At 65.9% G+C, this 23,618-nt stretch carries 13 protein-coding genes; 8 read left to right on the forward strand and 5 right to left on the reverse strand.

Annotated features, from left to right (window positions below; genetic code table 11):
- Window positions 1-112 precede the first annotated feature (112 nt).
- The 8 genes from ACETII_RS14365 to addA all read left to right on the forward strand — a co-directional run bounded on the left by ACETII_RS14365 (window position 113) and on the right by addA (window position 17,234).
- On the forward strand, window positions 113-1,762 hold the full coding sequence (locus ACETII_RS14365) for a SulP family inorganic anion transporter (protein WP_472785957.1): 1,650 nt from the start codon (window positions 113-115) through the stop codon (window positions 1,760-1,762).
- Window positions 1,763-2,057: 295 nt separating this feature from the next.
- The gene (locus ACETII_RS14370; protein WP_472785958.1) at window positions 2,058-3,968 is read left to right on the forward strand and encodes a methyl-accepting chemotaxis protein; all 1,911 of its coding nucleotides are present in this window, start codon (window positions 2,058-2,060) and stop codon (window positions 3,966-3,968) included.
- A 168-nt stretch (window positions 3,969-4,136) separates the two neighbouring features.
- Entirely contained in the window at window positions 4,137-5,543 is a 1,407-nt protein-coding gene (gene ahcY, locus ACETII_RS14375) for an adenosylhomocysteinase (protein WP_472785959.1), read from the forward strand.
- A gap of 379 nt (window positions 5,544-5,922) precedes the next feature.
- Window positions 5,923-8,439: an ATP-binding protein gene (locus ACETII_RS14380; RefSeq protein ID WP_472785960.1), complete on the forward strand. Its 2,517-nt coding sequence runs from the start codon at window positions 5,923-5,925 to the stop codon at window positions 8,437-8,439.
- Window positions 8,436-9,974, forward strand: a complete 1,539-nt coding sequence (gene tsaE / locus ACETII_RS14385; protein ID WP_472785961.1) for a tRNA (adenosine(37)-N6)-threonylcarbamoyltransferase complex ATPase subunit type 1 TsaE — start codon at window positions 8,436-8,438, stop codon at window positions 9,972-9,974. Before ACETII_RS14380 ends, tsaE begins: the two co-directional genes overlap by 4 nt.
- A 28-nt stretch (window positions 9,975-10,002) precedes the next feature.
- Window positions 10,003-10,695: a nucleotidyltransferase family protein gene (locus ACETII_RS14390; protein WP_472788171.1), complete on the forward strand. Its 693-nt coding sequence runs from the start codon at window positions 10,003-10,005 to the stop codon at window positions 10,693-10,695.
- A gap of 3 nt (window positions 10,696-10,698) precedes the next feature.
- Window positions 10,699-13,806, forward strand: a complete 3,108-nt coding sequence (gene addB / locus ACETII_RS14395; RefSeq protein ID WP_472785962.1) for a double-strand break repair protein AddB — start codon at window positions 10,699-10,701, stop codon at window positions 13,804-13,806.
- A complete protein-coding gene (gene addA / locus ACETII_RS14400) occupies window positions 13,803-17,234 on the forward strand; it encodes a double-strand break repair helicase AddA (RefSeq protein ID WP_472785963.1) in 3,432 nt (1,143 codons plus the stop codon). The genes addB and addA overlap by 4 nt, the downstream gene beginning before the upstream one ends.
- A 1-nt stretch (window position 17,235) precedes the next feature.
- Here addA and ACETII_RS14405 read toward each other — a convergent pair whose 3' ends face one another.
- The 5 genes from ACETII_RS14405 to ACETII_RS14425 all read right to left on the reverse strand — a co-directional run bounded on the left by ACETII_RS14405 (window position 17,236) and on the right by ACETII_RS14425 (window position 23,586).
- Complete coding sequence (locus ACETII_RS14405; RefSeq protein WP_472785964.1) at window positions 17,236-18,309, reverse strand: AI-2E family transporter; 1,074 nt, start codon at window positions 18,307-18,309, stop codon at window positions 17,236-17,238.
- Window positions 18,310-18,369: 60 nt separating this feature from the next.
- Complete coding sequence (locus ACETII_RS14410) at window positions 18,370-18,936, reverse strand: hypothetical protein (RefSeq protein ID WP_472785965.1); 567 nt, start codon at window positions 18,934-18,936, stop codon at window positions 18,370-18,372.
- Window positions 18,937-19,008: 72 nt separating this feature from the next.
- A complete protein-coding gene (gene pnp / locus ACETII_RS14415) occupies window positions 19,009-21,165 on the reverse strand; it encodes a polyribonucleotide nucleotidyltransferase (RefSeq protein WP_363346946.1) in 2,157 nt (718 codons plus the stop codon).
- A 204-nt stretch (window positions 21,166-21,369) separates the two neighbouring features.
- A complete protein-coding gene (gene rpsO / locus ACETII_RS14420) occupies window positions 21,370-21,639 on the reverse strand; it encodes a 30S ribosomal protein S15 (RefSeq protein ID WP_363346948.1) in 270 nt (89 codons plus the stop codon).
- Between the two features lie 171 nt (window positions 21,640-21,810).
- On the reverse strand, window positions 21,811-23,586 hold the full coding sequence (locus tag ACETII_RS14425) for a sodium:solute symporter (protein ID WP_472785966.1): 1,776 nt from the start codon (window positions 23,584-23,586) through the stop codon (window positions 21,811-21,813).
- Between the last annotated feature and the right edge of the window lie 32 nt (window positions 23,587-23,618).

A 23,618-nucleotide genomic window follows, 5' to 3' on the forward strand; every position in this document is an offset into this window, starting at 1 on the left:
GCGCCCCCCTCGTGCGGCGCCCGTTTATGACAGAGAGGTGACAGTGACGGCCGAGATGAACGCCATCCGCATTGCGAGCGCGCGTCGTCCCTGGAGGGATCATTCCACGCCTATGACCAACACCCTTGCAAGGGCCGAGCTCCCGCTGACGGGCCTCGCCGGATTGAAGCAGAATTGGCGGCAGGACGCCGTCGCGGGTTTCCTCGTCTTTCTGATCGCTTTGCCGCTGTGTCTCGGCATCGCCATGGCCTCTGGCTTTCCGCCTCAGGCGGGCGTGATTTCCGCGATCGTCGGCGGGCTGGTCGTCTCGCGCATCAACGGCTCCTTCGTCACCATCAATGGTCCCGCCGCCGGCCTCATCGTCGTGGTGCTGGCCTCCGTGCAGGAACTCGGAGCCGGCGACGCCATGGCTGGCTACCGTTACACGCTGGCTGCTATCGTCTGCGCCAGCGTCCTGCAAACGACCATGGGGCTCTGTCGCGCCGGCAAGCTTTCGGCCTTTTTTCCGGCCTCGGCCGTGCACGGCATGCTCGCCGCGATCGGCATCATCATCATGTCGAAGCAGCTTCACGTCATGCTCGGCGTCAAGCCCGAGGCGGACACGCTGCTCCAGACCATCGCCGCCATCCCGGCGAGCCTGCGCGACATGAATCCGGAAGTAGCGACGATCGGCGGGGTCGGCCTGCTGATCCTGATCGGCTGGTCGCTCGTGACGAACCGCTATGTGAAGATGATCCCGGCGCCGCTTGTCGTCGTCATCGTCGGCATGGCGCTCGGCCAATATTTCGACCTCGACGACGAGCACATCTTTCTGTTTCTTCCCGACACGGCCTTTCTCCCTCATCACGAATTCACGATCGGTCCGAAATTCCTCGTCGCGATTCCGAATAATTTCCTCGCGAGCTTCGCCCTGCCGGATTTCGCGCCGATCTTCTCGCTTGTCTTCTGGCAGCAGGTTTTCGCGATTTGCCTCGTCGGCAGCCTGGAGACGCTGCTGAGCGCGGCGGCGGTCGACAAGCTCGATCCTTACAAGCGCACGTCGGACCTCAACCGCGATCTCGCGGCCGTGGGCCTCGGCAACATTCTCTGCGGCCTGATCGGCGGCCTGCCGATGATCGCCGAAATCGTTCGCAGTTCGGCCAATTGCAACAATGGCGCACGGACGGGCTGGGCCAATTTCTTCCACGGCCTGTTCCTGCTCGTCTTTGTGGCGCTGTTCCCCAAGCTCATCCACGAGATTCCGCTCGCCTCGCTCGCGGCGTTGCTGGTCTTCACCGGCTTCCGCCTCGCCTCGCCGAGCGTGTTCAAAAAGACATTGGCCATTGGGTGGGATCAGCTCGGCGTCTTCTGCATCACCATTGCCGGCGTGCTGGCGACCGACCTGATCATCGGCGTCGGGATCGGCGTTCTCGCCGAACTCGCCTTCCACCTTTATCGCAGCGTCAACTGGAGCGACGTGCTGCGTCTGCGTCTGGAAATCGAGGAGGCGGAGCCGGAAGTCTTCCACGTGCGGCTCGGCGGCGCGGCCTTCTTCGCCAATGTTCTGGCTCTCAAGAAAGATTTGGCGCTGCTGCCGCGCGGCAAGACTGTCGTCTTCGATCTGTCGGAAACGTCGACCATCGACCACACGGTCATGGAGTTCCTGCACCATTATTGCGAAGACTACGAGCGCGCCGGCGGGATGGCGGAGCTCTTCGGCCTCGATCATCACGCGGCGAGGTCAAAGCACCCGCTCGCGCCGCGCAAGCGCACGGCCGCCTAGGCGGAATATGGCGAGGGCGGGCCGGGCGCTCCAACTCCCGGCCCAGTTGTATCGTTGCCATATTTCTACGAGAAGTGGTCTTTTTTACGGACCCTTAAATCTTGCTCTTTATCTAACGTCGACGCTAACGACGGTTTCATGCGTCGGGCGAGGTCCCTGCTTCCGTAGGCGTCTGGTCCTCCCCATCGATCCGTCGCCCTCGGCGATGCCAGCCGATCTGCGCGCATGACCGTGGTCGCATGACGCGACGCCGCGCGCCCGCACCTACGACTGCTGAACGCGAAGGGCCACCGACATGCGGGTCACGATTTCGAAGGCGATTACTTATGGCGGCTATCTTATCCTGGCGGGGATGGCCTTTTCGCTGGTCACCAGCACGCTTGCGCTGCAGCGGCTGAAAATCGGCAGCCCGGCCTATGACAAAATCATGGCGGGCAAGGATCTGGTGGCTGATATTCTGCCGCCGCCCGTCTATGTCATCGAAGGCTATCTCGAGGCGCATCTGGCGCTTCGCGAGCCGGCGGGACTGAACCGACATATCGCCCGCTTGCAGGAGCTGAAGGGCAGCTACGAAGACCGGCGGGCGTTTTGGAACAAGTCGGAGCTTCTTCCCTCGGATATCAAGACGCTGGTCTCGCGGTCGGACGCCGAGGCGCAGAAGTTCTGGGCCGTCGTCGAGACGTCTTTGGCGCCGGCCGCAAAATCCGGGGATCCAGCGCGGGCCGCTCAGACCATGGCGGATCTCGCCCGGCATTACGAGGCGCATCGCGCTGTCGTCGACGAGATGGTCATTAAAGCGAACGCCTTCTCGGCAAAGGCCGAAGCCGACGCCGCCCATGAGGCGACTGTGTTCAAGTCGCTGATGTTCGGCTCCGCCGGGCTCGTCTTCCTGACGATCTGGGGCGCGATCCGCTTCTTGCGCCGCAAATCCGCCGACCGGCTCGCCGTTCTGCGGGCCTATATCGAGGACCTCATCCATCGGCGGTACGACAAGGCCGTCCCCTACAAGGACGAGCAGGACGAGATTGGCGACGTGGCGCGGGCCGTCGAAGTGTTCCGACAGGCGCTGATCGATCAGGAAAGGGCCCAGGCGCGCGAGGCGGAAGAGGAACGGCGCCGGCAGGAGGAAGGACGGGCCGCCGAAGAGCGCGAGCAAGCGATCAGCGAAGAGCGCGAGATGGTGTCGACGGCGATCGGCGCCGGGCTGGCGGAGCTTTCCAAAAAGAACCTGACCTATCGGCTGCTGGCCGATTTCCCGGAAAGCTATCGCAGCCTGCAATCGAACTTCAACTCGGCGACTCAGCAGCTCGAGCGCGCCCTGGGCGCCGTGAAGGAAGGCGTGGACACGATCGCGCCGGCCGCCGGTCAGATCGCTTCCGCCGCCGCCGATCTCGCCGGACAGGCTGAGCGCCAGGCGGGCGAGCTCGAGCTCGCCTCGACGACGCTGCGTGCGATCACCGACAGCGCCGAGCAGATCGCCAATGGCGCCACCGGCGCCGCGCAGATCGTGGTGACGACGCGGACCGAGGCGGAAGCCAGCGGCGCCGTCGTGCGCAAGGCGGTGGACGCCATCTCCCGCATCGAGAAGTCATCCCAAAGCATTGGCCAGATCATCGGGGTCGTCGACGAGATCGCGTTCCAGACCAACCTCCTCGCCCTGAACGCCGGGGTCGAGGCGGCGCGGGCCGGCGAGGCGGGGCGCGGCTTCGCCGTCGTCGCATCCGAAGTGCGCGCGCTCGCCCAGCGTTCCGCGGAGGCGGCGAAGGAAATCAAGACGCTGATCTCCTCGTCCAGCGTCGAGGTGGGGCAGGGGGTCGAATTCGTCGGCCTGACCGGCCAGGCGCTGCAGAAAATCGTGTCCCAGGTCCAGGAGCTGGAGGCGGCGGTCTCCAGCATTGCTGCGCGCGCCACCGAGCAGGCGCGCGCGCTGCAGGAGATTCGGACGGTTGTCGGGCAGGTCGACCAGAACACTCAGGCGAACGCCAAGATGGCGGAGGAAACCACAAGGGCGACCGAGGCGCTTCAGCAAGAGACCAAAGATCTCGCCAGGACCGTGCGGGAGTTCGCCACCACCCGCGACGAGCGCAAACTTGCGCCGGAACGGCTTCCTGCGCAAGCGCCGGCGGCCCCTGTCGTCGCCCTGAAAACCGTTGGGCGGGGCGGTGCGGCCCCCGTGGAACAGACCGGGGCTTGGGAGGAGTTCTAGCCTTCTCTGCGCCGCTGGCCGAGCCTCCGCCAGCGGCGCAGAGCGTCCGTTCAGGCCTGTCGGCAATTGACATAAACAAATCTTTATATGTTTATTGCCTTCTTAAGTCCGCCCTGTTATAGGCGCGGCTTGCGCCGGGACGCCGGCCTGCCCGAGCAGAGGATACGCATGACCGCCCATTTCAACGATTACGCCGTCACCGACATTTCCCTGGCCGAATGGGGCCGCAAGGAAATTGCCATTGCCGAGACCGAAATGCCTGGCCTCATGGCGACTCGCGCCGAATACGGCCCGTCGCAGCCGCTCAAGGGCGCGCGCATCGCCGGCTCGCTGCATATGACGATCCAGACCGCGGTGCTGATCGAGACGCTGAAGGCGCTGGGCGCCGATGTGCGCTGGGCCTCCTGCAACATCTATTCGACGCAGGACCACGCCGCGGCGGCGATCGCGGCGGCCGGCACGCCGGTCTTCGCGCGCAAGGGCGAAAGCCTCGAGGACTATTGGGACTACACCCACAAAATCTTCGAGTGGGGCGACGGCGGCTGCCCGAACATGATCCTCGACGATGGCGGCGACGCCACGCTGCTGATCCATCTCGGCCTGCGCGCCGAGAACGGCGACACCGCCTTCCTCGACAAGGCGACCAATGAAGAGGAGGAAGTCCTCTTCGCCGCGATCAAGAAGCGCCTGAAATCCAACCCGGGTTGGTACAAGCGCAACGCCGAGTCGATCAAGGGCGTCACCGAGGAGACGACGACGGGCGTGCATCGCCTCTATATCATGCAGAAGGAGGGCAAGCTCCTCTGGCCGGCGATCAACGTCAACGACTCGGTCACCAAGTCGAAGTTCGACAATCTCTACGGCTGCCGCGAGTCGCTCGTCGACGGCATCCGCCGCGGCACCGACGTGATGATGGCCGGCAAGGTCGCCTGCATCGCGGGCTATGGCGACGTCGGCAAGGGCTCGGCCGCCTCGCTGCGCAACGCCGGCTGCCGCGTGCTCGTCACCGAAATCGACCCGATCTGCGCGCTGCAGGCGGCGATGGAAGGCTATGAGGTGACGACGATGGAAGACGCGGCGTCGCGCGCCGACATTTTCTGCACCGCGACGGGCAACGTCGACGTCATCACCATCGACCATATGCGCGCGATGAAGGATCGCGCCATCGTCTGCAACATCGGCCACTTCGACTCGGAGATTCAGGTCGCCGGCCTGCGCAATCTCAAATGGCACAATGTGAAGCCGCAGGTCGACGAAATCGAGTTCCAGGACGGCAAGCGGATCATCCTGCTGTCGGAAGGCCGTCTCGTAAATCTCGGCAACGCCACCGGCCATCCGTCCTTCGTGATGTCGGCCTCCTTCACCAACCAGACCCTCGCCCAGATCGAGCTCTTCACCAAGCAGGGCGAATACGGGAAGGAAGTCTACACCTTGCCCAAGCATCTCGACGAGAAGGTGGCTTCGCTCCATCTCGACAAGATCGGGGTCAAGCTGACCAAGATGACCGAGCAGCAGGCGACCTATCTGAACCTGCCGGTCAATGGTCCCTTCAAGCCCGAGCACTACCGTTACTGAGCTTTAGCCTGACGGTCCGGCTCGCCGGCCTCGAATTGCGGCCCCCTCCTTTGGAGCGGGGCCGTTTTTTATGCGACTCTTCGTCAGAAACACGATTCCGTTTTCTCGAAACGCGTTCTAGATTGGGACGATTCGTAGTATGCGTGCCGAGCGTGGGCGCGACGGTCGGGCGAGCTGGCCGGACCCGGTCCCACCCGCCTTCTCCGGAGGCGCCGCCGGGCGCCTGCGTGTGTCCCCGCTGTTCGTCCTCGATTATCGAGCAAGAGTCCTTGCGCAAGGTTCCCTGTGCGGTTTCGTCGTTAGCGTTTTCAATTATCTCTGGAGCCCGGCTCTCGATGACGCCCGAGCCGCATGGCGCGCGAAAGGAAATGTCTCGTTCATGATGCGATGCGGCCGACTGCATTTCGTCGTTGAGGCGGCCTCGCGTCGGTTTCAACGGCCGCGCTTGCGCCCGTGGGGAGGCTCCGCGGCCTTGGTCGGCGTCGTTTTTTTCGGCGCGCCGGCGGCGGCTCAGACATTATCTCTGCCGGTTGACGCCGATGTCGTCGGATTCGCCTTCAGCGGCGGGCTCGCGCTGTTCTCCGCCGTCGTGGCCCTGACCCATATCGGGGAGCGCAACCATTGGCGCCGCCGCGAGAGCCTGATGGCCGCCGAGCTCGAGGACCTTCGCGCGCGTTTCGACCGCGCCCGGACCTTCCTCGCGAGCGAGCCGCAAGCTTTTGTCGCCTGGTCCTCTCCTGACGGCGATCCGGACGTCAGCGCCTCGACGCTGCTCATCGACGCTGAGGGCGCGCAGCGCCGGCTTCTGGCCTTTGGAACCTGGCTCGCCCCGAAGGACGCGCAGGCGTTGGAGGCCGCCATCGACCGGCTGCGCAAGAACGGCGAAGCCTTCCGTCTGCCGCTGGCGGGCGTTGCGGGGCGCTACTACGACGCCGAGGGCCGTGCGGTCGGCGGCAGCGCCGTCCTGAGAATTCGAGAGGTTTCCGGCGATCGGCTGGAGCTGATCAGCCTGCGCGAGCGCCATGCCGAGACGCAGCGCATGCTCGCGGGGTTGCAGGCCTTGCTCGACGCCGCGCCGGCCCCTGTGTGGCTGCGCGACCAAAACGGCAGGCTTTCCTTCGTCAACAAGGCTTATGTGGCCGCGGTCGAGGCCAAGGACAAGGAAGACGCGATTTCCCGCGGCGTCGAACTGCTCGATCGAGAGGCGCGAAGCGACGCCGCCAAGGCGCTGGCCAAGGGCGCGGTCTGGCGAGATCGCGTTTTGGCGGTGGTGGCCGGCGCGCGGCATCTGCTCGACGTGACCAAGACGACCGCGCCGCTGACGGCGGCGATCGCCATCGACCGCCACGACGTCGAGAGCGTGCGGGCCGAGCTCGAACAGGAAATGCAATGCTATGTGCGCACGCTCGATCAACTGCCGACCGCCGTCGCCTTGTTCGATCGCAAGAAGCGCCTGATCTACAATAACGAGGCCTTCGCCAAGCTCTGGCAGCTCGACGCCAGATTTCTCGACCAGAAGCCGACGGACGGCGAGCTTCTCGACCGGCTGCGCGCAGACGAGCGCGTGCCCGCGGAGCCCGATTACAGGGCCTGGAAAGAAAGGCTTTTCGAGGCCTATCGCGCCACCGAGCCGGTTCGGCACACTTGGCATCTGCCCGACGGCCGGATCCTCGACGTCGTCGCGCATCCCAATGCGCAGGGCGGCGTGACCTATCTCTACGAGGACATCACGAAGGCCTATGATCTCGAAACGCGCTTCAACGCCTTGAACCGCACGCAGAGCGAGACGCTCGACACTCTCCGCGAGGGCGTGGCGGTGTTCGGCGCGGATGGGCGCCTGAGCTTCTGTAACCCGGCCTTCATCAAACTCTGGCGGCTCGACCCTGAGGAACTCGCCAAGAAGCCCCGCTTCGAGGCGCTGGCGGCGCGCTGCCGGATGCTGCACGAGAGTGCGGAGACCTGGGCGGCGTTGAAGGGGTTCGTCACGAGCTTCAACGATATGCGCGAAGGCTTCACGCGCCGCATCGAGAGAAGCGACGGCGTCGTGCTCGACTGCACGGCCCAGTCGCTGCTCGACGGTGCCGCGCTTCTCACTTTCGTCGACGTGACGGCGGACGTGAACGTCGAGCGCGCGCTTACCGACCGCAACAAGGCGCTGCTCGCCGCGGAGAAGCTGCGCAACGACTTCATCCACCACATCAGTTACGAGCTGCGCTCTCCACTGAACAACATCAATGGCTTCGTGCATCTGCTCGGAGAGGAGTCGACAGGCCCGCTCAATCCGCGGCAGCTCGAATATCTGGGCTATGTCAGCAAGTCCTCGGCGGCGCTGCTCGCGATCATTGACGATATTCTCGATCTTGCGACGATCGACGAAGACGCGCTGGAGCTCGAAGTCTCGGACGTGGACGTCGTCGCCACAATGCATGCGGCGATCGAGGGCGTGCAAGACAGGCTCGAGGAGAACTCGATCGATGTGCAGATCGTCGCGATGGACAATGTCGGGTCGTTCCGCGGCGACGCCAAACGCGTGCGGCAAGTCCTCTTCAATCTTCTCTCCAACGCCATCGGCTTCTCGAGCCCCGGCCAGACCGTGACGCTCGCCGCGCTGCGGCGGGACCGAGAGGTCGTTTTCAAGGTGACGGATCGCGGCCGCGGCATTCCCCCGGAGGTTCTGGCGCGCGTCTTCGACCGTTTCGAGTCGCATACGGCGGGTTCGCGTCACCGCGGCGTCGGGCTCGGCCTCTCGATCGTGCGCGCCTTCATGGAGCTGCATGGCGGCAAGGTGCTCATCGACTCGGCGCCAGGCGAGGGCACGTCCGTCACCTGCGTGTTTCCCGCAAGTGAGTCGAAACCAGAAACGCGGCCCGCCGCAAGCGAGGGAGGCGCGTCATGAGCGAGGACAGGGCGGCGAAGACCGTCTGGCGCATCGACGTCGCCGACGAAGCGGGCACGCTGGCGCTGGCCAAGGAATTCGCGACGCTGCTCAAAAGCGGCGACACGCTCACGCTCGCCGGCGATCTCGGGGCAGGCAAGACGACATTCGCGCGAGCCATCATCCGCGCGCTGATGAACGACCCTTCCGTGGAGGCGCCGAGCCCGACCTTCACCTTGATGCAGATCTACGAGAATGATGCGCTCCGCATCGTTCACGCCGACTTCTATCGCATCGAATCCGGCGCCGAACTGGCGGGTCTCGGCTGGGATGAAGAGGTCGAGGACGCAATCGTCCTCGTCGAATGGGCGGAGCGTGCGCCCGAGGCGTTGCCGCAGGATCGGATCGATTTGCGCTTGAGCTTCGTCGACGGCGAAAATCGCGACGCGCGCCGCATCACCGTCTCGGGTCACGGCGCGTTCGCGCCGCGGCTCAGCTCATTCAAGTCGCTGCGCGAACTTCTGCGCAGAGAGGGCTGGAGCGAGGCCAGTCGGCGCTTTCTCATGGGCGACGCCTCGACGCGCGCCTATGAACTCCTCGAAAAGCCTGACGGCGCGCGCGCCATTCTGATGATCTCGCCGCCGCGTCCGGATGGCCCGCCGGTGCGCTATGGCAAGCCCTACAGCGCCATTGCGCGCCTCGCCGAGAATGTGAAGCCTTTCGTCGCCCTTGCGAATGGTCTGCGCGCGCACGGGCTTTCGGCGCCGAAAATCTTCGGGCAGGATCTCGACGCGGGCCTGCTGATCGTCGAGGATCTCGGGCGCGAGGGCGTCGTCGACGCGAACGGACCTATCCCCGAGCGCTATCTCGAGGCCGCCGGCGCGCTTGCGCATCTGCATGCGCAGGCGCTGCCCGATACGCTGCCCGTCGACGGCGCGGGCAATTATCATATTCCGCCGTACGACCTCGATGCGCTGCTCATCGAGGCCGACCTGCTGCTCGACTGGTATGTGGGCCATATCAAGAGCAACGTCGCTTCCGGCGCGCGCGCCATCTTCGCCAATCTCTGGCGCACCGCCTTGATCGACGTGGTCGGCGCGCCCCCGACATGGACGCTGCGCGACTATCACTCGCCCAATCTGCTGTGGCTCGCGGAGCGCGAGGGCGTGCAACGCGTCGGCGTGATCGATTTCCAGGATTGTGTGCTCGGACACCCAGCCTATGACATGGCGTCGCTCGGGCAGGATGCGCGCGTGACCGTCTCCGACGATCTCGAACTGAAGCTCCTTGCGCATTACGCCAGGCTCAGACGCGAAGCCGACGAAAGCTTCGACATGGCGGCCTTCGCCAAGGCCTATATGATCCTCGCGGCGCAGCGGGCGACAAAGGTTCTCGGCATCTTCGCGCGGCTCAATCAGCGCGACGGAAAGCCGCAATATCTGGCGCATCTGCCGCGGGTCGAATCGTATCTGCGGAAATCCTTGAGACATCCGGCGCTGGCTGAGATAAAAGCCTGGTATGAAGCCAATCTCCCAGGACTGTTCCACGACGCCTGAGCGCGGCGCGGTCATGCCGCGAACCGCCATGGTTTTCGCGGCCGGCCTCGGCACGCGCATGCGGCCGTTGACCGACAAGACGCCAAAGCCGCTCGTTCGCGTTGCGGGACAGGCGCTGATCGATCGCGCGCTCGATGACATCGCGCGCGCGGGCGTCGAGACGGCGATCGTCAATGTGCATCATCTCGCCGATCAGATCGAGGCGCATCTCATCTCCCGCACGGCGCCGCGCATCGTCATTTCGGACGAGCGCGCCTTGCTCCTCGATCAGGGCGGCGGCGTCAAGAAGGTGCTGCCGCTTCTCGGCGACGATCCTTTCTTCATCTGCAATACGGACGCCTTCTGGCACGGCGCGCCGCGCTCGAATCTCATCGACCTGGCGCAGGCGTGGCGCGCTGCGGAAATGGACGCGGCGCTGCTGCTCTCGCCGACGCAAGGCAGCATTGGCGTCGATTGGGACGGCGACTTCGATCTCGCGGCGGACGGCCGCATCGTTCGGCGACCGGGGCCCAAGCCTTACGTCTATGCCGGCGTTGGCCTCATCAAGCCGCAACTGTTCGCGAAAGCAACGCAGGACGTCTTCAAGCTCGCGCCCTTCCTGTTTGAAGCGGCGGAAAAGGGGCGCCTGTTCGGGGTCGTCTCCAGCGGGCTCTGGCTGCATGTCGGCACAGTGGCCGCGATTGACGACGCGGAGGAAGCGATCGCCGCGACGGGAAGGTGACGCATGGGCGTGAAACGCAATGTCTTCACCATCGCGCCAGGCGCGCCCTTTCTCGCAACATTCGTCGACGCGCTTCTCGCTGGAAAGATTGTTTCAAAGCTGTCGCGCGAGACGCCGCCGCTCCAAATGGCGCGGGCGACGATTTATGTGCCGACCCAACGCGCGGGCCGCGCGCTGACCGTGGAATTCGCGCGCGCCATCGGCAAGGGCGCAACCTTCCTGCCGCGCATCCTTCCGCTCGGCGGATTGGAGGAGCAGGAAACCGCGACAGTTTTTGGCGATTTCTCCGGGGACTTCGACGCCGCCGCGCGGCCGCAGATCGAAGAGCTCGAACGCCGTCTGCTTCTTGCGCAGCTTGTCGCCAAATGGTCCGCGTCGGTCGACAGAGCCATCCTCGCCGCCGACGGGCAAGGCGGCCTGGTGCTGCATGAAAGTGAATCTTTTCTCGTCGCTTCGTCGCCCGCGGGCGCCTATGCGCTTGCCGCCGAGCTCGGCGCGCTCATTGATGAATTGATCATCGAAGGCGTAGCGCCGGACAAAATCGCCGCTGCGATCGACGACAGCGCTTTCGACAAATACTGGGCGATCACCACCACCTTCCTTCAGATTGTCGTCGATGTCTGGCCCAACATGCTCGAGGAAATCGGCCGCATTGACGCCGCCGCGCGGCGAAAGCGCATGCTCGAGGCGCATGTGCAGCGTCTTGGCGAGACCCAGGATCATGCGCCCGTCGTCGCCATTGGTTCGACAGGCGCGCAGCCGGCGACGGCGAGACTGCTCTCGGCCATCGCTGCGCTCGATCATGGCGCAGTCATCCTGCCCGGTCTCGATCTGGCGATGGATGAGGTCGCTTGGGCGCATGTCGGCGACAGCGGCGACGAGCCTGCCTTTACCCATCCGCAGACGATCCTGAAGCGCCTGCTCGGCGTCATGAAGCTGAAGCGCGACGACGTGCGCGAGCTTGCGGTTCTGGCGCCGGCGCAGGCCGAACGCCGCCGCCTTGTCTCGCAGGCGATGACGCCCGCGGGCGCGACGGCGAGCTGGCGCGACTTTCGCGCGTCGGAAGGCGCGCGCTTTGCCGCCGCGCTCGAGGGCGTCACGCTGCTGGAGGCGCCGGACGAGCAGATGGAGGCGCTCGCCCTTGCGCTTTTTCTGCGCGAGGCGCTGGAGACGCCCGAGCGCACCGCCGCGCTGGTGACGCCCGATCGAAATCTCGCGCGCCGCGTCGCGGCGGAGCTGCGGCGCTTCTCGATCGAGATCGACGACTCGGGCGGCGCCTCTCTCGCCTCGACGCCGGTCGGCGCGCTGGCGCGCCAGGCGGCGGCGATCGGCGCCTCCGGACTCGACGCTGTCGCCATTGCGGCGCTGCTGCAACATCCGCTCGCCCGTTTCGGCCGCGCGGCCGAAGAAATCGCAACGCTCGCGCCGCTCGTTGAAATCGGCGTCCTGAGGGCGACGCCCCGCGCAGCGCAGGGCTATGCGGCGTGCGTCGCGCGGGCGCGCCTCGCAGCGCGGGACGCTCACGCGCATCCTGCGGCGCGCCGCATCGACCCGACGCAGTGGGACGAGATTGAGCGGCTGCTGCGCGACGTCGAAGCGGCGGTCGCGCCGCTTGTCGCGCTCGAAGGCAAGCATGATCTGAAAAATTTCGCCTGCGCCCATCGTACCGCGTTCGAGGCGATGACGAAGGGCGTCGAGAGCGGCGAGGACGAAGGCGCGCTGGCGCTGTTCGATATTTTGGAGCGGCTGTCGCGCGCAGAGGCGCCGGCGGGCTTCGACGCGTCAGGCTATGCGGCGCTGTTCGATCGCATCGCCTTCGAAACGATGCTGCGCGGCCCGCGCCGCGCCCATCCGCGCCTCAAGATCCTCGGTCCGCTGGAGGCGCGCCTGATGGACGCCGACCTCATGCTGCTCGCCGGGCTGGACGAGGGCGTCTGGCCGCCGCAGGCCGAAACCGGCGCCTTTCTCAACCGTTCGATGCGCTCGCAATTGGGCCTGTCGCCGCCCGAGCGCCGCATCGGCCAAAGCGCCCATGACTTCGTGATGGCGTTAGGGGCCAAGGAGGTCGTGCTCAGCCGCGCCGCCAAGCGCGACGGATCGCCGACCGTCGCCTCGCGCTTTCTCACGCGGCTGGAGGCGCTCGCGAGCACAGATGTGATGAGCGCCTGCCGAGCCCGCGGCGTTCGTATGCTCGACATCGCCGCGGCGCTCGATCAGCCGCACGCGCATGAAATCATCACGCTGAAGCGCCCCGCCCCGACGCCGCCGATCGAGTTGCGGCCCGCGAGACTGAGCGTCACGCGCATAGAAACGCTCCGGCGCGATCCTTATGCGGTCTTCGCCGAGCAAATTCTCAAGCTCAAACCGCTCGCGCCGCTCGGGGTCGACATTGGCGCGCGCGAGATGGGCACGGCGATCCATGCCGCGTTGGAGGCGTTTGTTCGACATTATCCCGAAGGCCCGCTTCCCCCGGACGGGCAGGCGCGACTAGTGGAAATTGCACGAGAGGCGCTCGGCCCGTTTCTCGTCGATCCCTCATTCGAAAGTTTTACTTGGCCCCGCGTCCAGGCCGGGCTCCAGCACGCTTTTTCCTTTGAGCAGGCGCAGCGGGCGAAAGGCGGCGTCATTCATATGGAGAAAGCTGGCGAATGGGTCGTCACGCTTGCCGATGGCGCGCTATTTTCGCTCACGGCGAAAGCCGACCGCATCGAGATCGACGCACAGGGAAACGCCTGCGTTTTCGATTACAAGACCGGCGAACCGCCCTCCAACAAGCAGGTTCTCGCCGGCTGGTCTCCGCAGTTGACGCTCGAGGCGGCGATGATTGCGGCCGGAGCCTTCGCCGAGATCGGCGCGCGGCCCGTCGCCGGCGCGGCCTATGTCGGCCTCAAGAACGGCGGCAAGACGCAGCCGCTTCATTGGAAGGAGCACAGTTTCGAGGACGTCGTCGCGAAACACCGCGACGAGCTCGTCAAAATGCTCTCGCAATATCGCGATCCCGCGACGCCCTATCCGTCGCGCCCTTATGTCGCCTTCGTGAAGCACGAGGGCGATTATGACCATCTCGCGCGCGTGAAAGAATGGGCGCGCGGCGGCGGAGACGAGGCATGAGCGATCGCGCCTATCTTTCGCTGACGATCCAGAAGCAGCACAAGGCCGCCGATCCTCGGGCCTCCGCCTGGGTTTCGGCCCATGCGGGTTCGGGCAAGACCTATGTGCTGACGCAGCGCGTGCTGCGGCTGCTGCTCGAAGGCGTGCGCCCGTCGCAGATCCTCTGCCTCACCTTTACAAAAGCGGCGGCCGCGAATATGTCGGCGCGCATCTTCGCCCGGCTCGCGGAATGGGCCGTGCTCGACGATTGCGCGCTCGCCCAGAAAATCGTCGAGACCGGCGCCGAAGCGCCCTCGCCGCGCCAGCTCGACTTCGCGCGCAGCCTGTTCGCGCGCGCGGTCGAGACGCCCGGCGGGCTCAAAATCCAGACGATTCACGCCTTCTGCGAAAGGCTTTTGCACAGCTTTCCCTTCGAGGCCAACGCCCCGGCCGGCTTCAGCGTGCTCGACGACGCGGGGCGCGCGGAGCTGCTGGAGGCGGCGAAGCGGCGTGCGATCGAAAAGGCGAAAAGCGAACCGGGTCCGCTGCATGACGCCCTCGCGCGCGTCGCTTCGGAGACGACGGAGCAGGGCTTCGACGAACTATGCGCGGCGATCTTGCAAAAGCGCGAGGCGCTGGCGCAGGCGCATCAATGGAAAAGTTACGAGAGGCGCCTGCGGGCGCGGCTGGGTTTGGAGGCAGGGGAGACGCTCGCACAGATCGAAGCGGAGATGATCGAGGGGCGGGAGCAATGGCCGGAGTTGGCGAACCGCCTCGGGCTGGGCTCGCCGAAGGACAAGGCGCTGCTCGCGCATCTCGAACGGGCCATCGCGCTCGCGCCGGGGACGGACTGCATCGAATGCTACCTCTCGGTCTTCTTCACCAAGGACGGCGACGCGCGCGGCGGCGACAAACGCGCCATCATCACAAAGGGCCTGCGTGATGAAGCTCCTGGACTTCTCGAAGAAATGCAGGCGGAGCAGGATCGTCTGGCGGGGCTCATCGAGAAGCGCAAGGCGGCGGCCGCCGCAGAGCGCTCGCTTGCGCTCGCGCAACTGGGCGAGTCGATCGTCAGCCAATATGAACAGGCGAAGCGCTATCGCAACGCCCTCGATTACGATGATTTGATCGAAGGCGCCTGGCGCCTGCTCAATCGATCCGAGCCGTCCTGGGTGCTCTACAAGCTCGACTCGCAAATCGACCACATTTTGCTCGACGAAGCGCAGGATACGAGCGCGCGGCAATGGGAAATACTCACCGCCATCGTGCAGGAATTTTGCGCGGGCCTCGGCGCGCGCCGCGCTGCGCGTAGTTTCTTCGCCGTCGGCGACGACAAGCAGTCGATCTTCTCCTTTCAGGGCGCCGCGCCCGACAAATTCGACTCCATGCGGCGCGTCTTGACCCGCCGCTTTGTCGCTGTCGAGCAGCGTTTCGAATATGTGCAGCTCACGCAATCTTTTCGCTCGGCGCCCGGCGTGCTTTCAGCCGTTGACGCTGTCTTCAATTTCGCCGGCAATAGCGAGGGCCTCACTTGCGACCCCGATCCCAACCGGCCGCCGCTGACGCATGAATCCACCAAGCCGCACGTGCATGCGCTCGTGGAAATCTGGGAGCCGATCGGCCCGATCGACAAGGAGGAGCCCGAGGACTGGCGGCTGCCGCTCGATTATGCGAAGGCGACCGATCCGGGCGAAAGGCTCGCGCGTAAAATCACGGCGAAGATCAAATCCCTGCTGGCGCCCGGGAGCGGCGAATATGTCGAAGACCGGTTCGGCCCGCGCCCGGTCGAGCCGCGCGACATTCTCATCGTGGTGCGCAAGCGCGGCGCCTTTTTCGAGGCGCTGATCCGCGCGCTGAAGGCGGAAGATGTGCCGGTCGCCGGCGCCGACCGGCTCGATCTCGCCACGCATATCGCCGTCAACGATCTCGTGGCGCTGGGCCGCGCTCTGCTGCTCGCCGATGACGATCTGACGCTGGCGACCGTGTTGAAGTCGCCGCTGATTGGATTGGACGACGATGATCTCATTGCTCTTGCGCCAAAGCGGCGGGGCGCGCTCTTCGACGCGCTCAGGCAGTCGCCAGAGGCGCGCCATCGCATGGCCGCGGAGAAACTTTCGACATGGCGCAGGGAGGCGGCGCGGCTTGCGCCTTTTGAGTTCTACAGCCTCGTTCTTGGGCCCGGCGGCGGCCGGCGCCGGCTGGTGGCGCGGCTCGGGCCCGAGGCCAATGACGCGATCGACGAATTTCTGCGGCTGGCGATGAGCCATGAGCGCGAGGAGGCACCATCGCTCGTGCGATTTCTGGCGATGATCGAGGGGCTCGATCTCTCGATCAAGCGCGACATGGAAGCCGCCGGCTCCGCGGTGCGCGTGATGACCGCCCATGCCGCCAAGGGGCTGGAAGCCAAGATCGTGTTCCTGCCCGATACCTGCAGCGCGCCGGCCGGCAAGCATGATCCCAAGCTTTTCACGCTCGGCGTCGGTGATGAACTGTCGCTCGTCTGGTCGCGCGGCAAGGACAGCGACCCGGACGCGCTTACGCAGGCGCGCGTGGCGCATCGCGCCGCGGAAGCGGCCGAACATCGACGCCTTCTCTACGTCGCCATGACGCGCGCCGAGGAGCGGCTTTATATCGCCGGCTTTCACCGGAAGACCCCGCCGGCGGAAGGTTGCTGGCATAGAATGGTCGAGGCGGCGCTCGAAGGGGACTGCGAAAGGCTTTCGGACGCCGACGGCTATATCCTGCGTCGCGGCCATGCGCCTTTGCGTGACGATCTTGGCTTCGGCGCTGCGCCAACGCGCGCGCCGGCGATCCCCGACTTCGCGCGCACGCCTGCGCCAGCCGAGCCGTCGCCGCCGCCGCCGCTGCGCCCGTCGAACGCGCTCGCCGGCGCCGACGCCTTTGCGGCGGTTGAAAGCGGCGCGCCGAACAGCCGTGACGCCCTACGCGTTCTGATCGGGCGTCTCACCCATGCGTTGCTGCAATATCTTCCGGCCTGCCCGGCAAGTCGGCGGGAAGAGGCCGCGCGGCGGTTTCTCACTCTGCGCGGCGCAAATCTGGACGAGAAGACGTCTGACGACATCATCGACGCGGCGCTGCGCGCCATCGATGACCCGCGGCTTGCCGATCTGTTCGGGCCCCGCTCCATCGCTGAGGCCGACGTCTACGCCGCCCTCGATGAAGGGCTTACAGTCTCGGGCCGGATCGACCGACTGGCGGAGACTGAGGACAGCGTGCTCGTCGCCGACTTCAAGACAGGCCGGCCGCACGAGACCCCGAACGCCGCGCAGCTTCGCCAGCTCGCGCTGTACCGCGCCGCGCTGCGCCCGCTCTATCCCGGCAAGCGGCTGCGCTGCTTCATCGTCTTCACGCAAAACGCAGCCGTCGTCGAGGCGTCGGATGCAGCGCTCGACGACGCGTTCACACGCCTCGTCGCCACGACGACGTAACTTATTCCGTCTGCAGGTCGGGGTCCGAGCGGCGCCGCCAGAATTCGAGCATGAGCAAGGTCATGGTGAAGGCGACCGGTCCGAGAATGAGCCCCGACGGGCCAAAGAGCTGCAGTCCGCCGAGCATGGCGATGAGGGCCGGCGCCGTATGCAGGCGCAAGGTTTCGCCGACGAGCAGCGGACGCACGACATTGTCCGCCGTCGAGATCACGACGCTGCCCCAAATGCCGAGCGTAACGGCGTCCGCCCAGCGATCTTCGAGCGCAAGGTAGATCGTCGCAGGGATCCAGATCACGAAAGAGCCCAGCACCGGAATGATCGAAATGACTGTCATCACCACGGCCCAGAGCGCCGGCGAGGGAAAGCCCAGCCACCAGAACATGGCGCCGCCGAGCGCGCCCTGCAGCACGGCCACGGCGAGCGTTCCGAAGATCGTCGCGTAGATCGTGTCGCGCACGCGCACGATGAGCTTGCCCGTCTCGATATTGGAAAAGGGCGAGAGCCGAACCACCGCGTCGAGCCCCGCGCTGCGATCGCGCAGGAAAAAAAACAGCATGTAAAACGCCAGCGCGATGGTGATGGCCTGTCCGGTGGACTGTCTCAAGACCGACGCCCCGAGATTGGTGAAGAATTCACCGAGCCGCGCGGCGGTGGTCGGCACGTCGACGCGGTCGCCGAGCCAGGCGAGCCAGGGATGCGCGGCGAGAAAGTCGCTCCATCTTCCCGCCGAGACGGCGCTCTGAACGTAGTCGACGCCAGCCAGCGCTTCCTGGAGAAGGCGCTGGAAGATGAAAAGGAGCGGCGCGACGATGATGAGGGCGACAAAGGCGACCGAGAGCCCGGCGGCTTTGTTTGGCCCGAGGAAGGTTTCGAACCAGCGATGCGGGCGGATGAACACGACCGCCAACACGAGCGCCCAGGTGACGCTGGCGAGATAAGGCGCCGCGACGAGCGCCGTGAGAACGACGAAGATGAAGGTGAAGCCGAGACGCGCCAGGAGGAAAATGTCGATTGGCTCGCCAGTCGTGAAGACTTCGCCGACCGGCGCGTCTCCGTTCTTTCGGGTGTCCGTCATGTTCTGCCCGCGTCTCCGCCTCGTTTCTAGATAAGGCGAGGCCGACGCGGGCACATGTCTCTAGAAGGCGCATTCCTTGGGCAGATCGCCGTCGGACCAGTCGGCGAGCTTCTTGACCGGAAACTTCGCCTCAACCGGCTTTCCATCTTTCTTGCCCTTTCCGGACAGGAAGTTGAGATCACAGCTGTGCGAGGCGTTGGGCTCGAGCGAATCATAGGCGTCGCGCGTCAGGCCGGCGACGATGAACTCCTTGTTGCGGTAGACGACCGTCAGCGTCTGTGTCCACTTGTCGCGACCTATGCCGGTATTCTCGGATTTGACGAGAAGGGAGCCCTTGGCGCTGGTTTCGAGCGAAGGGCGCGAGCCCCATATGCCGCCGCTCCAGGCGACGTTCTTTTTCACCAATGCGGGCTTTGGCGGCTTGGCCGGATCGAAGGCGGGCTCGAGCGCCCGGTAGATGTAGAGGTCGGCGCCTGAATCGCCGTTGTCCACGAGAACGGCGCGGTCCGTATCGCCATTGTTTTCCAAGGAAAAGGTCTCGACGTCGAGAACGCGGGAATAATCCGGCTCCGCTTGGGCGGTCGAGACGGCGCTAAGCGCAATTAGAAAAACCATTGTTCTGAGCATGCGCGTCCCCTTGCAAAAAAGCCGCCCGATTGTGTCGGACGGCTTGCGCTTGTTTGACCGAGAGGTGTCAGCTCATTCGCTCTCCGCCGCGGCGGCGGCTTCGCGCTCGGCCTTCTCCTTGGCTTCGAGGTCCTCGCCGGTCGTCTGGTCGACGACGCGCATCGAGAGGCGCACCTTGCCGCGATCGTCGAAGCCGAGGAGCTTCACCTTCACGCGGTCGCCTTCCTTCACCACATCGGTCGTCTTCGCCACACGCTGCTTCGAGAGCTGCGAGATGTGGACAAGGCCGTCCTTGGCGCCGAAGAAGTTCACGAAGGCGCCGAAGTCGGCGGTCTTCACCACCGTGCCCTCGTAAATCATGCCGACTTCCGGATCCGAAGCGATCGACTTGATCCAGTTGATCGCGGCCTTGATCGAGTTGGCGTCCGCGGAGGCGACCTTCACCGTGCCGTCGTCCTCGATGTTGATCTTGGCGCCGGTCTTCTCGACGATCTCGCGGATCACCTTGCCGCCCGAGCCGATCACGTCGCGGATCTTGTCCGTGGGGATCTTCATCGTCTCGATGCGCGGCGCGAATTCGCCGAGTTCGGCGCGCGAGCTGGTGATCGCCTTGGCCATCTCGCCGAGGATATGCAGGCGGCCGTCCTTCGCCTGGGCGAGGGCGACACGCATGATCTCTTCGGTGATGCCGGCGATCTTGATGTCCATCTGCAGCGAGGTCACGCCGTTGGCCGTGCCCGCCACCTTGAAGTCCATGTCGCCGAGGTGATCCTCGTCGCCGAGAATGTCGGAGAGAACCGCGAAGCGCTCGCCTTCGAGGATGAGGCCCATGGCGATGCCGGCGGTCGGCGCCTTGATCGGCACGCCCGCGTCCATCAGCGCCAGCGAGGTGCCGCACACCGTGGCCATGGAGGACGAGCCGTTGGACTCGGTGATCTCCGACACGACGCGCAGCGTGTAGGGGAATTCCGCAGCCGCCGGCAGCATCGGACGGATGGCGCGCCAGGCGAGCTTGCCGTGGCCGATCTCGCGGCGGCCCGGCGAGCCCATACGGCCGGTCTCGCCGACGGAATAGGGCGGGAAGTTATAATGGAGCAGGAAGCGCTCTTTGTAGGTGCCCTCGAGCGAATCGACGAATTGCTCGTCTTCCGCCGTGCCGAGCGTCGCGACGACGAGCGCCTGCGTCTCACCGCGCGTGAAGAGCGCCGAGCCGTGGGCGCGCGGCAGCACGCCGACTTCGGAGACGATCGGCCGCACCGTCTTCACGTCGCGGCCGTCGATGCGCACGCCCGTGTCGAGGATGTTCCAGCGCACGACCTTGGCCTGAAGCTCCTTGAAAACCTCGGCGACCTGCTCCTTGGTGTAGAGGGGCTCCGACCCTTCCGGGAAGAGCTCCGACATCGCCTTCGCCTTCACGGCGTCGACGGCGGCGTAGCGGTCCTGCTTGATGGTGATCTTATAGGCCTCGCGCAGCCCGGCTTCGGCGTGCTTCGCCACCGCGGCGGCGATTTCCGAGGTGTCGGGGATGATCAGCTCGCGCGGGTCCTTGGCGGCGCGTTCAGCGAGGCGGATGATGGCGTCGATCACCGGCTGGAAGCCGCGATGGCCGGTCATCACCGCTTCGAGCATCGTCTCTTCGGAAAGCTCCTTGGCCTCGGACTCGACCATCAGCACGGCGTCCTGGGTGCCGGCGACGACGAGATCGAGGTCGGAGAGCTTCATCTCCTCGATCGTCGGATTGAGCTTGAGCTGGCCGTTGACATAGCCGACGCGCGCGCCGCCGATGGGCCCCATGAAGGGCACGCCCGAGAGCGTCAACGCCGCCGAAGCCGCGACCATCGCCAGAATGTCGGGGTCGTTCTCGAGATCATGCGAGAGCACGGTGAGGATCACCTGCGTGTCGCAGCGGTAGCCGTCCGGGAACAGGGGACGGATCGGGCGGTCGATGAGGCGCGACACGAGCGTTTCGCGCTCGGAGGGACGCCCTTCGCGCTTGAAATAGCCGCCCGGAATGCGGCCGGCGGCGAAGGCCTTTTCCTGATAATTAACGGTGAGGGGGAAGAAGTCCTGGCCAGGCTTGGGAGCCTTTGCGGAAACGACGGTGGCGAGGACGGTGGTCTCGCCCCAGCTCGCCATCACGGCGCCGTCGGCTTGGCGGGCGACCTTTCCGGTCTCGAGGACGAGCCTGCGCCCGGCCCAGTCGAGTTCTTCGCGGTGCACTTCGAACATATTTGGTCTTTCTCTGATGAACCCGACGGTTCGTCATGAGCAAGACGGCGAGAGGCTGCGGAAGCGTTGCTCTTTGTGGTCCGGCCCCGCAGCGTCCGGCGATCCTGCCCTGACGGTGTTCGCGCTGGGTCTGTTTGGGGCGCGTCGGCCCCCTTTCAAAAGGCGAAAGCGGCGCCTGTCGTCGCGCCGCTTTCGCAAGGCTTCTTAGCGGCGAATGCCCAAACGCTCGATCAGCGTCTTGTAGCGGGCTTCGTCCCGCTTCTTCACGTAATCGAGGAGTTGGCGACGCTGGGAGACGAGCTTCAGCAGGCCGCGACGCGAGTGATTGTCCTTCACATGCGTCTTGAAATGCTCGGTGAGGTTGACGATGCGCTCCGTCAGGATCGCGACCTGGACCTCGGGCGAGCCCGTATCGTCGGCTTTGGTGGAATATTCCTTAATGAGCGCCTGCTTGCGCTCGGCCGTGATCGACATCCGTCGTTCCTTTTGGTTGGGAGTGGTCCGCTGCGGGCGGCCTTGGCCGGGATGTCGTCCAGCGAGGTCGCCTCAAAGCGGCGCCGCCCGGCTGGGCCGGGCGTGCGCGGTCCATATAGCAGAAATCGCGGGAAAGGATAGGGGGCGGCGGAGGCGCGCGAAAGCTCCCGCCTAGGCGCCCTTGTCCGGCGCAACGATCTCGCCGTCGCCATGGAGCATGCGGCGGACGAAGGACTGGGCCAATGGCTTCTCCTGGGCCGAGGCGAGGGCGGAAACCACGCCCGCCGTCATGCCGACCGCGGCGCCGGCGAGACCGGCCAGGGCGTAGGCCTCGATCTTGCGGGCCGGCCCGGCGAGGGCCAGCGTGGCGGCGAGCGTCAGGGCGCCGGCGATGAGCGCCGCAAAAGCCTCCCGATCCTCGGCCCGATCCCAGAAGGCGAGGGCGAGCGAGGGGGCGACGCAAGACGCCGCGACGGCCAGCGCCAGCGCGATCAGCCCGCCGGGCGAGACGATCTGCGTCACGCCCGCGACATAGGCGCAGGTGGCCAAGAGGACGAGCGCGAGCCGGGTGAGGGCGAGCCGGCGGCTCGTGAGATCGATCTCTCCGCGCAGCCGATAGAGCGCGTCATGTCCCAGGGCGGCGCTACAGGCCTGAAGGCCCATCGCCGCCAGCAGCAGTCCGAAGGCGACGAGCGCCGAGGCGACGAGGCCCGCCGCGGCGGCGCCGAGATCGGTGGCGCCGGGCAGGGCGCCGAGCAGGTAATCGCCGTCGATCGGTCGGACGTTGGGCGGCGTCAGCGGCGAGCCCGGCGCAATTTTTTGCGCAGCGCAGGCCCGCTGCGCCTGAGAGGGACTGGGCGCCCGCGCGTCGCAGACGGCGACAAGGCCTCGGCTGCTGGCGGCATAGACCGAGGCAGGCAGACGCTCGGCGCTCTGGCCCGAGACGGAAGCCGCCAGGCTCAGGGCAGACGCCGCGATGGCCGCTGCGACGAGCAGGGCGAAGAGGAACGTCCAGCCTATGGCGAGAATGCCGGAAGAGCGCGCCGAAGAGGCGTTTTCGGTCGTCACCGCCGGCGCGAGCACCGGGGCGAGCGAGGCGACGCCGAGCGCCATGGCGATGGTGGCGCCGATCTCGACGAAAACGCCCATCGGGTCCGGCATGAGCTTCCAGGCGGCGAACAACTCGGCGGCCTCGCGCCAGCCCGCGCCGCCGAACAGGTCGACAGGCAGTCGGCCCTGAAACTCGAGCGCGGCGATCGGCCAGCCGAAGCCGAGCAACGCCACGCCCGCGGCCGCGGCCGCGGCCCAGACCGCGGCGCCCAGCCCGCCGGGTCCGGCAATAATGAGGCCCGCCGCCGCAACGGTGAAGGCAGAGAAGACCCGGCCCGCGCCCGTCAGATCGACGAGGGCGTCGACGGCCATCTGGCTTCCGGCGACGGCGAGCAGGCCCGAGGAGAAGCCGACGGCCGCAACCAGGCCGAAACGCGGCAGCGTGCGTCGGAAGCGCGCCGCAAGAAAGCCGGAGAGCGAGAAGACGCCGGTTCGGCGCAACAGCGGCCCCAGATAGAGCGCCGCAACCGTAAGCCCGAGAAAGGCGCCGCAGACGACCCCAATCCCCCAGCTGTGGCCGGCGAGCCGCGTCGCGAAAGGCAAAAGCAGCGCAACCACGACGGCGGCGTTGGCGAAGCCCGCATAGGCGGCCGGAATTGCGCGCCCGCCGGCGTAATAGAAAGACACCCGCATGGAATGGAGCAAGAAGCCCAGCGCCGCCAGCGCCACGACCGTAAACCAGGGAGGCGCGGCGGCGACGAACCGCTCTGGCGCGCCGACGCGGTCGAGCAGCGCCGCGAACCCATAGGCGAGCAGAAAACTCGCCGAGACGAAGGCTATTCGCGAATCCAGAACCGCGCGGTCGAACAGGGCAACTTCGCCGGAACGCTCTTGCATGGGGGCTCTCGCGGGATGGTTGCGGCGAGATT

It is taken from the genome of Methylocystis sp. NC52PC (genome assembly GCF_055698645.1).

Excerpts from the sequence above, each read along its gene's own strand:
- ACETII_RS14365 (WP_472785957.1), top strand. The coding sequence starts at position 113 with ATGACCAACACCCTTGCAAGGGCCGAGCTCCCGCTGACGGGCCTCGCC.
- ACETII_RS14370 (WP_472785958.1), top strand. The coding sequence starts at position 2,058 with ATGCGGGTCACGATTTCGAAGGCGATTACTTATGGCGGCTATCTTATC.
- ahcY (WP_472785959.1), top strand. The coding sequence starts at position 4,137 with ATGACCGCCCATTTCAACGATTACGCCGTCACCGACATTTCCCTGGCC.
- ACETII_RS14380 (WP_472785960.1), top strand. The coding sequence starts at position 5,923 with ATGATGCGATGCGGCCGACTGCATTTCGTCGTTGAGGCGGCCTCGCGT.
- tsaE (WP_472785961.1), top strand. The coding sequence starts at position 8,436 with ATGAGCGAGGACAGGGCGGCGAAGACCGTCTGGCGCATCGACGTCGCC.
- ACETII_RS14390 (WP_472788171.1), top strand. The coding sequence starts at position 10,003 with ATGGTTTTCGCGGCCGGCCTCGGCACGCGCATGCGGCCGTTGACCGAC.
- addB (WP_472785962.1), top strand. The coding sequence starts at position 10,699 with ATGGGCGTGAAACGCAATGTCTTCACCATCGCGCCAGGCGCGCCCTTT.
- addA (WP_472785963.1), top strand. The coding sequence starts at position 13,803 with ATGAGCGATCGCGCCTATCTTTCGCTGACGATCCAGAAGCAGCACAAG.
- ACETII_RS14405 (WP_472785964.1), bottom strand. The coding sequence starts at position 18,309 with ATGACGGACACCCGAAAGAACGGAGACGCGCCGGTCGGCGAAGTCTTC.
- ACETII_RS14410 (WP_472785965.1), bottom strand. The coding sequence starts at position 18,936 with ATGCTCAGAACAATGGTTTTTCTAATTGCGCTTAGCGCCGTCTCGACC.
- pnp (WP_363346946.1), bottom strand. The coding sequence starts at position 21,165 with ATGTTCGAAGTGCACCGCGAAGAACTCGACTGGGCCGGGCGCAGGCTC.
- rpsO (WP_363346948.1), bottom strand. The coding sequence starts at position 21,639 with ATGTCGATCACGGCCGAGCGCAAGCAGGCGCTCATTAAGGAATATTCC.
- ACETII_RS14425 (WP_472785966.1), bottom strand. The coding sequence starts at position 23,586 with ATGCAAGAGCGTTCCGGCGAAGTTGCCCTGTTCGACCGCGCGGTTCTG.